The 10,814-nt window shown below is 45.9% G+C and carries 8 protein-coding genes; 4 read left to right on the forward strand and 4 right to left on the reverse strand.

Going from position 1 to position 10,814, the window contains the following annotated elements; genetic code table 11:
- Window positions 1–238: 238 nt before the first annotated feature.
- The 4 genes from B2Z67_RS01350 (at window position 239) to B2Z67_RS01365 (ending at window position 4,405) form a co-directional block, all read left to right on the forward strand.
- Window positions 239–1,156: a DUF2157 domain-containing protein gene (locus B2Z67_RS01350; protein ID WP_291528019.1), complete on the forward strand. Its 918-nt coding sequence runs from the start codon at window positions 239–241 to the stop codon at window positions 1,154–1,156.
- The gene (locus B2Z67_RS01355) at window positions 1,140–2,117 is read left to right on the forward strand and encodes a DUF4401 domain-containing protein (protein ID WP_291528020.1); all 978 of its coding nucleotides are present in this window, start codon (window positions 1,140–1,142) and stop codon (window positions 2,115–2,117) included. The genes B2Z67_RS01350 and B2Z67_RS01355 overlap by 17 nt, the downstream gene beginning before the upstream one ends.
- Complete coding sequence (locus tag B2Z67_RS01360; protein WP_291528021.1) at window positions 2,104–2,601, forward strand: GDYXXLXY domain-containing protein; 498 nt, start codon at window positions 2,104–2,106, stop codon at window positions 2,599–2,601. Before B2Z67_RS01355 ends, B2Z67_RS01360 begins: the two co-directional genes overlap by 14 nt.
- A 253-nt stretch (window positions 2,602–2,854) precedes the next feature.
- Complete coding sequence (locus tag B2Z67_RS01365) at window positions 2,855–4,405, forward strand: ATP-binding protein (RefSeq protein ID WP_291528026.1); 1,551 nt, start codon at window positions 2,855–2,857, stop codon at window positions 4,403–4,405.
- Between the two features lie 327 nt (window positions 4,406–4,732).
- On the opposite strand, the gene B2Z67_RS01370 is transcribed toward B2Z67_RS01365, so the two are convergent.
- From B2Z67_RS01370 to B2Z67_RS01385, 4 genes are all read right to left on the reverse strand, one after another.
- A complete protein-coding gene (locus tag B2Z67_RS01370) occupies window positions 4,733–5,014 on the reverse strand; it encodes a hypothetical protein (RefSeq protein WP_291528022.1) in 282 nt (93 codons plus the stop codon).
- Window positions 5,015–5,097: 83 nt separating this feature from the next.
- Window positions 5,098–6,696, reverse strand: a complete 1,599-nt coding sequence (locus B2Z67_RS01375) for a hypothetical protein (protein ID WP_291528023.1) — start codon at window positions 6,694–6,696, stop codon at window positions 5,098–5,100.
- Between the two features lie 25 nt (window positions 6,697–6,721).
- Window positions 6,722–7,948 carry a hypothetical protein gene (locus B2Z67_RS01380; RefSeq protein WP_291528024.1) on the reverse strand — a complete coding sequence of 409 codons (1,227 nt, stop codon included), beginning with the start codon at window positions 7,946–7,948 and terminating at the stop codon, window positions 6,722–6,724.
- Between the two features lie 41 nt (window positions 7,949–7,989).
- Window positions 7,990–10,536, reverse strand: coding sequence for a hypothetical protein (locus B2Z67_RS01385; RefSeq protein WP_291528025.1), 2,547 nt, complete (start codon window positions 10,534–10,536; stop codon window positions 7,990–7,992).
- Window positions 10,537–10,814: the final 278 nt, after the last annotated feature.

The following is a 10,814-nucleotide window of genomic DNA, read 5'->3' on the forward strand; positions in this document are numbered from 1 at the left end:
TCGATATCACGCTATCAGCCTGACACTTACCGATTTTCGCTCGCGTATTTCTAACCAACCTTGCCTTCGGGCGGAAATAACGCATTCTCAGGCGATTAAAAATACAAATTGTCAATCTGACAACTCCTTTAACCCCTACGGTATGAATAATACAGGTTAAAAGAAAGGTAAACTCTGTATCTCCGTGCCTCCGTGTTATATATTTCCTTATATTTGCACCCACCAAACCCAAAATCCCATGGAAAACCCCACCCCTCACCCCTTATCAAGACAACCGCTACACGCCGGCAAAAAGCAATGGAACCGGTTCCTGTCCATCTTCCTGTTAGCAACCGGTGTCGGATTCACCGTCTCAGGCATCATCTTTTTCTTTGCCTACAACTGGGACGAACTCCCCAAGTTCGCCAAACTCGGCATAGCCGAAGCCCTGCTAATCGCCTCCGTCCTCCTCGCCATCCTCACCCGCTGGAACACACTCACCAAACAAATCCTCCTCACCGGAGCCACCTTCCTCATAGGCACTCTCTTCGCCGTCTTCGGACAAATCTACCAGACGGGAGCCGACGCCTACGACCTTTTCTTAGGCTGGACTCTCTTCACCCTCCTCTGGGCAGTCGCCATCCGCTTCGCCCCGTTGTGGCTCACCCTTATCGGACTGCTCTGCACTACTATATGGCTGTATATCATACAAATAGCCACCCCCGACACATGGGAAACCACCTTACTGTCCAATGCCATCACCTGGATATGCGCCCTCGTCACCGCCGCCACCGAATGGATGAACCTGAACCGCCGCCTGAGCAAACAAAACCGTTGGTTCGTCAGCCTCCTGTCGCTCGCCACCATCGTACACGCAAGCATTCTTCTCATGATGGCAATCTGCCGGGAAGACTCCATATTGTCCGTCCCCCTCATAAGCGCCGCCCTGCTATTCGCTGCGGGACTCTGCTTCGGATGGAAACAACGGAACCTGTTCTATTCCGCCACCATCCCCTTTGCCGTACTGATGATACTGTTAACCACATTCCTGTGCCACAGCGAACTCAACGAAGTCCTCCTGTTCTTCTTCGCCGCAGTTATCGTCATCACCGGAACCACCCTGCTTATCTACATCATTCTTCACCTAAAAAAACAATGGTATGGCACAGAAGCATAATCTCACAATCCAGGTACTGTCCATCATCGGCGGAGCCCTGACGGCTATCTTCTTCCTCGGATTTCTATTCATCAGCCGCCTTATCGACTCCGAAATGTCCTGCCTCATCATAGGAAGCATACTGATTCTTACCACACTGACCATCAGCCGTCTCCTCATCCGGGCTTTCCTCGATGCGATGAACATCACTTTATATATAGCCGGGTGTTCGCTGGTTAGCTTCGGAATGGCAGAAACCGCTGGTATCCACGCTCTCTTCGTCGTACTTGCAGCAATCAGCATCCTCACATTCGTGCTGTCCAAAGGCTTCATCCTCCCCTTTCTCTCGGTAATCCTGTTCAACATCTCCCTGTTCGGAGAAGCCACTCACTTCTTCTATTCATACTACCCCCTGCAGATAGCGGTAGTCCCCATTCTTGCAGCATATCTGTTTATCAACGTCTTTGAAGAGAAACTGTTCCACCTGTTAGGGGAAGACTACCTTCCCAAATACCATCCGTTCCACACCGCACTATTCGCATCCGGCTTCGTCTCACTGGGCGGATTATCCATCAATCATCTGGCATACGAGACAAACGGCGAACTCATATTCTGCATCCTGTCCGTCTTTATATGGATAGGACTTCTTATCATGATTCAGCGAATCATGCAGGTCATCAAAGTAGATAAGCCGCTGAACAGGATTGGCATCTACATTCTTTGTATCATAATCTGCCTACCCACCCTGTTTGCTCCCTACCTATCCGGCAGCCTGTTACTGATTCTGATATGTTTCCATTACGGCTACCGGGTAGAATGCACGGCGGCAGTCTTTCTCTTCATCTATGCCGTCTCCAAATACTATTACGACTTGAATCTGAGCCTGCTCACTAAGTCCATCACGCTTTTCTTCATCGGCATCGCATGTATTGCAGCCTGGTATTTCTTCACTCAAAAAAAGATAAGACATGAAAAAATATAGCCGGATATTGATTATTGTAAACCTGATACTCTTGTTAGGATACTTCAACTGGTCAGTATATCACAAAGAACAGACCTTGAACAACGGACAGCTCATCTTACTGCAACTGGCTCCCGTCGACCCGCGTTCCCTCATGCAGGGAGACTACATGCGTCTCAACTACAAAGAAGTTTCCTCCGACCTGATAGACCGGCAAACCGCCGCCCCCCGCGGATATGCCATACTCCAAACGGACAGCAATCAGGTAGGCAGGCTCATACGCTTGCAAAGCGCCCTCACCCCTTTGAACAGCAATGAGATAGCCATTAAATACAAAACCGTAAATTACCGGATATTCCTCGGCGCCGAATCTTTCTTCTTTCAAGAGGGACAGGACACCCTTTATCAGCAAGCCGTGTATGGCGGCCTGAAAGTAGACCACGAAGGACAAAGTCTGCTCGTGGGACTGTACGATGAGGACTTCCGACAAATTCAATCCGAGTAAAACCGCTTATCCGCATAGCAATTTTTAGGCGCGGATTATGCGGGATAGGTGAATGATGAATTTTGAATTATGAATTATGAATTATGAATTATGAATTATGAATGGGGCTGCGCGATTACGAGTATATGAGAAGTCTGTACCTCTGTGTTTACTAATTCAAAATTCATAATTCATAATTCAAAATTCATCATTGCGAAGCCCAATTCATTCATTTTGTTTACCTTTGCGCATCTGCTTACTATAAAATACCACAATTATGAGCAAAATTTATCCTATCGGTATTCAGAATTTTGAGAAACTCCGTAGAGAAGGCTATTTTTATATAGATAAAACCGCCTTGATTCATAAATTAGTGAAGACAGGCAATTATTACTTCCTCAGCCGTCCCCGCCGCTTCGGTAAGAGCCTGCTTATTTCTACGCTCGAGGCTTACTTCCAGGGAAAGAAAGAACTCTTTGAAGGGCTGGCAATAGAGCAGTTGGAGAAAGACTGGACGAAACATCCGATTCTTCGCCTGGATTTGAATACTCAAAAGTATGATTCGCCGGAAAGCCTGGATGATGTACTTGAGGTAGCCTTATCCGAATGGGAGGCACTCTATGGACGTAATCCGGTGGAGAGGGGATTTGCTCTTCGCTTTCGGGGAGTGATCCAGAGAGCCTGCAAGCAGACCGGACAACGCGTCGTCATCCTCGTGGACGAATATGACAAACCCATGCTGCAAGCCATCGAGAACGAAGCCTTGCAAACATCCTTCCGAAACACACTAAAAGCTTTCTACGGCGCGTTGAAGAGTGAAGACGGCTGCATCAAATTCGCCATGCTGACAGGCGTTACCAAGTTCGGCAAGGTGAGCGTGTTCAGCGACCTGAACAACCTGATGGATATTTCAATGGACGAACGCTACGTGGAACTTTGCGGCATCACAGAACAGGAGATTCATGATAATCTGGAAGAAGAGCTTCATGCACTGGCAACTCAGCAGAAGATGACTTACGAGAAAGTCTGCTCTGAGCTGAAAGCATGCTACGATGGCTATCATTTCGTAGAGAACTCCATCGGAATGTACAATCCCTTTAGCTTACTCAATACATTCGCCAAGTTGAAGTTTGGCAGCTACTGGTTCGAAACCGGTACACCTACCTACCTGGTGGAGTTACTGAAAAAGCATCGTTACAACCTTGAACGGATAATGCACGAAGAAACGAGCGCCGATATGCTGAACAGTATTGATTCCACTTCCACTAATCCGATTCCTGTAATTTATCAGAGCGGATACCTTACTATAAAAGGGTATGATACGGAGTTTGGAATGTATCGTCTGGGCTTCCCTAACCGTGAAGTAGAAGAGGGGTTTATTAAGTTCCTGCTTCCTTTCTATGCCAACACCGATGCTGTGGAATCTCCTTTCGAAATACAGAAGTTTGTTCGTGAAGTACGTGCCGGCGACTGTGACGCCTTCTTCCGCCGCCTGCAAACATTCTTCTCCGATACTCCTTACGAACTGATTCGTGACCTGGAACTGCATTATCAGAATGTGCTTTTTATTGTTTTCAGGCTGGTAGGATTCTATGCGAAGGCAGAGTACCACACGAGTGCGGGACGCGTTGACCTGGTTCTCCAGACAGATAAGTTTATCTATGTTATGGAGTTCAAGCTGGATGGCACAGCCGAAGAAGCCCTGCAACAGATAGAAGAAAAGCAGTATGCACGGCCGTTTGAACACGACTCACGGAAGCTGTTCAAAATCGGCGTGAACTTCTCCGCCAAGATGCGGAATATAGAGAAATGGATAGTTGATTGAATTTTGAATTATAAATTTTGAATGGGGCTGCGCAATTATGAATTCTGAGAAATCCGCGTCATCCACGTTATCTGCGTCTAAAAAATAAATTCCGTGTTCGTCCGCTTACTCCGTGTTGTCCGCGTAACCATTTAGGATTCAGAATTCAAAATTCATAATTCAAAAAAATAGCATCAAGCCCGCAGCTATCACAGCCCCGGACTTGATTTGGAAGATGATAATCGTAATATATAAGAACCAACTCATGTGAACAAGTGTTTAGGTTATGAGATGCATATTATCTACTGGTTCTATTCATTTTGATTTTATAGGGACTAATTGTAAGTTCTACACGGCCAGTTCCATATAATCATCTCCCATAGCGATGCAGTGTTTCAATATTGCATTGTGTTCTTTTCGTTTTAAGTCCACATCCACACACCTGAGAATGTATGTACCGGAGATGTTCTCGTCGTGCAATGCGGTTCTCGGTAGGAGGAGAAGACGCATCAGCCGCAGGGCCGATTGTTCATACGCTTTCCAAATGCCACTCTCGGCACTGTAATACAGATGCACACTTGCACTATTCTTTGATTCTTTTACTAAAATGTTTCTAAACAGGGTATTCATAATCATATATATATTTAAACTAACTCACTCACAACTTCTATTCGTATCTTTATTCATAGTAGATATATGGGGTAAATGTAATCTTATCTATACACTGATACTTTAACCCGACCTTCGTTATTGGCTCTGGAAATATATAAATCTCCCAGCGCACCGGTTCCCGAGTTACAACGAATGTAAAACCCTGGATGAACAAGCGAGTTACAACAAGAACTGAAGTCGACTTCCGGTTTAGTAGCAAAACGCATCCCTGTTCCTGAGTTCACCTTACCTGCAACGTATTTCTTTTCAGAAAAATCTGTTATATCACTAAATGCAGTGCCTACACCCGCTCTTTTCTGAATGGTAATGCGTTGGGTTAAGTCACCCACCCTCAGGTCAATATAAGCGCTATCGCCTACTGCGACATTACTTAAATTTGCAGTGATGCTGGTTGCACGGGCTGTACCATTAGGAGTTTGAAGCGACGTCTGAAGTATTGCCAAACCAGAAGCTGTAATCGAAGTAGGGGTACCTGACGGAGCATTGGAAGTCACAACAACAACAGTCTGAGTTGCGGTAGTGTTACCATATATGATAAACTCCGAGTTAGTAACTCCCAAATAATAGCGCCCGTTACTGACAATATCAGAAGAATTCGCATCGGTGACCGCAACATTCGTTTGAGGCCATTTATTGGACGGCTCATTGGCAAGAGCTTGCTCAAAATTAATGTAACCAGCATTATCTATTTTATTGATTGTCAAGACATAACAGTGATTCCGTTCTATATTATATGGTGTATAGGTGCCGTTGGCGTTTCTTTTCAATAGATCTATGCGGTAATAGCTTGATGCACCTCCCTTGTATTTGCCTTTGATGATAATTTTTGTCGGAACTTGTGTTACTCCATTCGAGTACATATCGGCATTTTCATACATGTATATCTCAGATGTCAGCTTGTTTCCGGAAATCGATGTCTTTTCTTCGTACTGTTGTGTATTATAAACGGTATAATTGGGCGAAATTTCTACCTGCCGGAGAACATATCCTTGCTTAGCTGCATTGACTAAGGTGACTCCCTCCAACTGGAACTCTGCAGTATTTATCGCCGAAGCATCTACATTAAGCTTGGCTACACTCCGGATAAGCGGTAGCGTAATCGAAGTAATGGACGCGGTACCGGAACTATAAAGTGCACAGTCGGAACTCATGGGGATATAAGAAGTTCCTCCTATCGGAACACCGGTTGCCGGCACGGCGGCTGTTTGTAACGCATCATTCACATCAAAAAAAGAAGTATTTTCCGGAATATTCGCCATTACATTATTCAAGTCCGCAGTCAGGCCGGTAACCACATAGAGGGCTACATGGTCAGGAACGGAGCGCAACAAGACATACAACTTATCTCCTAACTTGGTCGCTTTTGCAGGCGCCTGCAGCAAGTGGAGGGGGGTTCCAGTAATACTATTAGCTTTAAACAACAGTACCCAAACATTTGAATCATCATAGGCTTGCTCTTCCGTAGCGTTAGCTCTTGTTTGAATCAAGTTGTTTTCTTCCACCTGCAAGTCGAGAGCTGCCCGGATATATCCTTCAGGAATAGTAGACGAGACCGGAATCTCCTCCATCGTTTCTTCCGAACAACCTGCAAATCCTGCCAGTATAGCGATGAATATTATTGTTTTTACGATTCTATTCATTATGTATATTGTTTATGTTAAATCACTATTCTACATCATCAATAACCAAGACATTAGAGCGCATGGAATTAGATTTGAATGTAGTGGTTGTAACGGCCTTGTTTCCCGGAGAAAATCTCTCCCACTGGTCATTGGTAGTAAATGTTGTCGGCGTATTATACTTCGCATTGGCTTGATAATAAGCCGTTGCGTTATTCCATGTTACAGTATAAGCCTGTCCGTTACCTCCGAATTCGACAAAGAAACCTTTAATAGCAGGATTGGTAGGTGAATAGTCATTCCAGTTAAGACCGCTACTAAAATTAATCTGCATAACATTTTCACCGCCACCCCCAGAGTCATTATTATTCGGCTCTTGAGTATTTCCTGAACCATTCCAAGCGGTGTAGGCACCATTCACCACATAACTGCGGGTGGGGTCGTTGTCACCGCTAGTACTATTAGAAGGATTATTCGGTGCATGATAGTAGTATCTAAAGCCTGCTTCCGGACCACAAAGCCACCTGTAGTATTTTCCAGGATCCTCAATATCACCGTAACTGCCTGTATCTCTCATAGTGGGAACACGCCCACTGCCAGGAAGTTCTTGTTCATCCTCAATATCGTCCGGTGTCCGGGCACCTCCACTCCAACCCGGTATAATTGAAATCTGTGTAAGTCTCTGATCCTCAGCCTTGCTTGTTATCGTTGGCAGATAACCTCGCATACCCTGAAAATAGTAATCCTTAGCAGCCTCATATGCTTCTTTGTAAGGAACAGCACGATTAGGATACACCCAAATGTAGTAATGTAGCGAGCCATCAGGATGACCGTCCCACACGGTAATTGGAGCGCCCTCAGGAAGATTGGTAGGGTTGGCATCTACAGTGATGTTTACATAGGGAGTAGCTCCCGGAACGTCGTTAAGGGTTCGTCGAAAAGTTATTCCCGCAATAAAGCTTTTGACCCCTGTCGTGTCAATAGGGGTATTAAACACATACAATATTGTTCGTGGACTGACACCGTCCGAAGCATATCTTACCATGCCCCCCGGAGGAGCGGTAGGGTTATTCGGTATATTATTATTAACCATGGATATGATGATGGATGTAAATCGAGTAGTGGAAGGAGCACTGCAGCTTACCGTACTGTACTTCCAATCCGTAGTATTAGTTTCCAGCACATTACCCAGTCCTAATGTTATCTGAGCATTGGCTACGACTCCATATCCACAAGCCAATAGTATTAAAGCGTATCTTACTATATTTTTCATTTCTTCTATTTTTACTTTTATGTTGACAATACGAATAGTTACTACTCCTCTACTACACAACGAATGTTAATGGCGGCATTGCGGAGGCTTGTCGAAATATAAGCCCTGGCGCCTATTGGCGGCGTTGTGGATACGGTAGAGGAAGCAGTCCAATAATACCCTTTCGCTCCCGCTTCAGTCAAATATCCGTTATTTTGCAGATGCTGTCCGGCAGCAGGGAAAAACAGGGATGCTTTAGTCAGTTCATTATAAAACAACCGACCCTTGTATGCCACCACATCTGTACCGGTTCCTACGGCGGAATATGTTACCGCCCCTCCGGAGCTATTAGCAGAATTAACAATGGCACGACGATCAAAGAAACCATCCGCATAATATCCCGTTAAGGTATTGGCTGCGTTAGCGGCATTCGGATCTAACCAAAGAGATTGACGCAATTCCGACGTACCGGTAGGTTCGCCATTCGTAGCGCCATCACTAACCCGACGATAATTCGGAGGACAGGTTTCATAGTCATCGCGTAATTCTGAACCCGGTTCTGTCCAATAGAATTCATAAAATGGAGGTATAGCATGCCAAGAAGAAGCAATGCCATGAGGTCTGTAAGCATACGTACTCCTCACAGCGTCCATCCATTGGAAATGAGCACCACTTTGTGTGGGGAATTCTGTAAAATCTCCACCTCTCGGACCAATAGACTGATTCCATTGGTTCGTTAATGTTGACTTCACAGTCAGGTTATAGACAGAAAAACGAGCCGGATTGGTACGGGAATCAGTAAAGACAGCACTTGCCTTTTCTCCCTGCCGGAGATAAAGTGTTCGTATTTTTTCTCCGGAAGGATCGTTGATACCCTTTCGAATAGTAATGGTGGCATAACGGGGTTCATCGGTTGGGAGTATCGTGTTTTTCCAACCTACCCGGAAATAAATGGTATTCCTACCCGATACGCTGACACCACCATCAGACACAGTACTCAACTCTGCATCCGTGGGAGACGTACCATACAATGCGTTTGAAGCGGTGCCGTTTGAGAAGGAAGGACTTGGTAGCCGGTCAATGAGTACATCGCCCCCCGACAGTTCAGGGTCAATATATGCCGTCCAGTATCCTTCTGTACTTACATCTGTATACTTCCAGGTCACCACCCGCTCGCCCACCTGGTCCGCTTTGTGGAATGTACCTATGTAAGGGGTAGTAATACCTTTACGCACTTGTGCTGTGGTAGTGGTGTTCACCGTAATATTACGACGCAGGTTTCCTGCCTTAAGAGTGATAGTACGATTAACACTAACACTGTTAGTAATATTAATTATGGCTATGTCGATATAGCCCGACCCTGTCAGGGGATCATAATGCAAGTTCGCAGCACCCGGACCGGCTATACGGTCGAATACTTCGTTCACATTGATATTGTTTGCATTATTAAGTACATACACACTATCCGCAGGCTGATTGCTCCAGAAATAGAAGCGACTTGCAGCACCATCATACACGGTAGTTGTCAGATCAGATACATTCAGAAAAGGAGGCGTTACATTTCCATCAATCGGTTCATCCGGCTCCCAGGGAGTAACCGAAGTGTTTAATTCAATGCCGGTATCTTTCATACGAATATGAACCTCCAATATTCCGTTACAACGGTGAACGTGGTTAATCTCGGCTTCCTTCTCAAAGTTGCTTCCTCCCGATGCCCTGGTCAACGAAACAAAAACCTTCATTTTATGGGTAATCGTATCCTGTGCAATTGTACTGGGGGTAGTGGCATCCGCCCAAAAGTCGGCTTCACGGTGGGCGGGAATAATAAAGGTAAGCGTATCGCTCTTGTATGTACCCGTCTCCACTGCACTGTTGTCCGTGAAGGTAAACTTACCCGTCAGGGGTTCAGGCAATACATCCGGATTGCTTAAAGAAGTTTCGTACACTCCGGGAGATACTGTGCGCAAAAGAGTCCCGCTCCAGGATATCTTGTTGGGCACGCCGCGAAGTTCAAACAGATGATTTGTTGAATTCACATCTACGTCCACCGCCCTGTCAATCACTACCCGCACCATCGACGCATTTCGCGTAATGCCGGTAGACGCGTTGGTAGTGGTATTTCCGCCGATGGTTGGCAGACGCAACATGCGGTGCCAAATCTCGTGAGCCGGGTTTCGAGAACCATCAGCCTGGACATTTCCCGGGGTATATGTGTACATCAGGGCTTGGCTCGATGTTCTATTAGAGACAGGAGGGGTGAATACGGCACCGGCAGAGGATACCATAACCAAGTCCCAATCGCCTGCCCGTGCCTGACTGGTATGCAGGGTCATGTTCGTCCGGGTTACTCCAAGAAGCGAATGGCTGAAATCAGAATTCCAACTGCCTCCATTGCCGGAAAGGGGGGCGTTGCTACTCTGTGAAAAACAATACAACTGCATATTGTCGAGTATAGCATCGCTATCTACCGAGCGGGTCATCTCTCCACCCATCAGGAGACGGAAGTTACTATTGTCTTCTACACGAACGGGGGGTTCCTCAATGCAACTGCATAGCAGGGGCAGGGAGAAAGAAAGGAGGAGGCCGGGGACGTATTTACTTATTCTCATAATTATGAATTATTGAACACAGAGGCACAGAGGGACAGAGTTCTTTTTCTCTGAAACGCTGGGGCGGTCTGTGGGGGTTATTCAGGGTTTTCTTTGGGGCGAAGCAGGGCTTCAACCGGGTGCTACGCAATGCAGGCTATTTTTTAGACACGGATGACACAGATGACACAGATTTAAACACAGAGACACATAGACACAGAGGCTTTTTGTCTTTGTTATTAACGAGAGTATCTCTATTAGCTTCGCTGACAGCTTCTCTGATTTCTTTCACTAAGGTA

The sequence above is a fragment of the Bacteroides sp. UBA939 genome, from assembly GCF_002293435.1.
GTDB lineage: Bacteria > Bacteroidota > Bacteroidia > Bacteroidales > Bacteroidaceae > Bacteroides.

What these genes read in the sequence shown, in the direction of transcription:
- B2Z67_RS01350 (WP_291528019.1), top strand. Translation starts at nt 239, where the DNA reads ATGGAAAACCCCACCCCTCACCCCTTATCAAGACAACCGCTACACGCC.
- B2Z67_RS01355 (WP_291528020.1), top strand. Translation starts at nt 1,140, where the DNA reads ATGGCACAGAAGCATAATCTCACAATCCAGGTACTGTCCATCATCGGC.
- B2Z67_RS01360 (WP_291528021.1), top strand. Translation starts at nt 2,104, where the DNA reads ATGAAAAAATATAGCCGGATATTGATTATTGTAAACCTGATACTCTTG.
- B2Z67_RS01370 (WP_291528022.1), bottom strand. Translation starts at nt 5,014, where the DNA reads ATGAATACCCTGTTTAGAAACATTTTAGTAAAAGAATCAAAGAATAGT.
- B2Z67_RS01375 (WP_291528023.1), bottom strand. Translation starts at nt 6,696, where the DNA reads ATGAATAGAATCGTAAAAACAATAATATTCATCGCTATACTGGCAGGA.
- B2Z67_RS01380 (WP_291528024.1), bottom strand. Translation starts at nt 7,948, where the DNA reads ATGAAAAATATAGTAAGATACGCTTTAATACTATTGGCTTGTGGATAT.
- B2Z67_RS01385 (WP_291528025.1), bottom strand. Translation starts at nt 10,536, where the DNA reads ATGAGAATAAGTAAATACGTCCCCGGCCTCCTCCTTTCTTTCTCCCTG.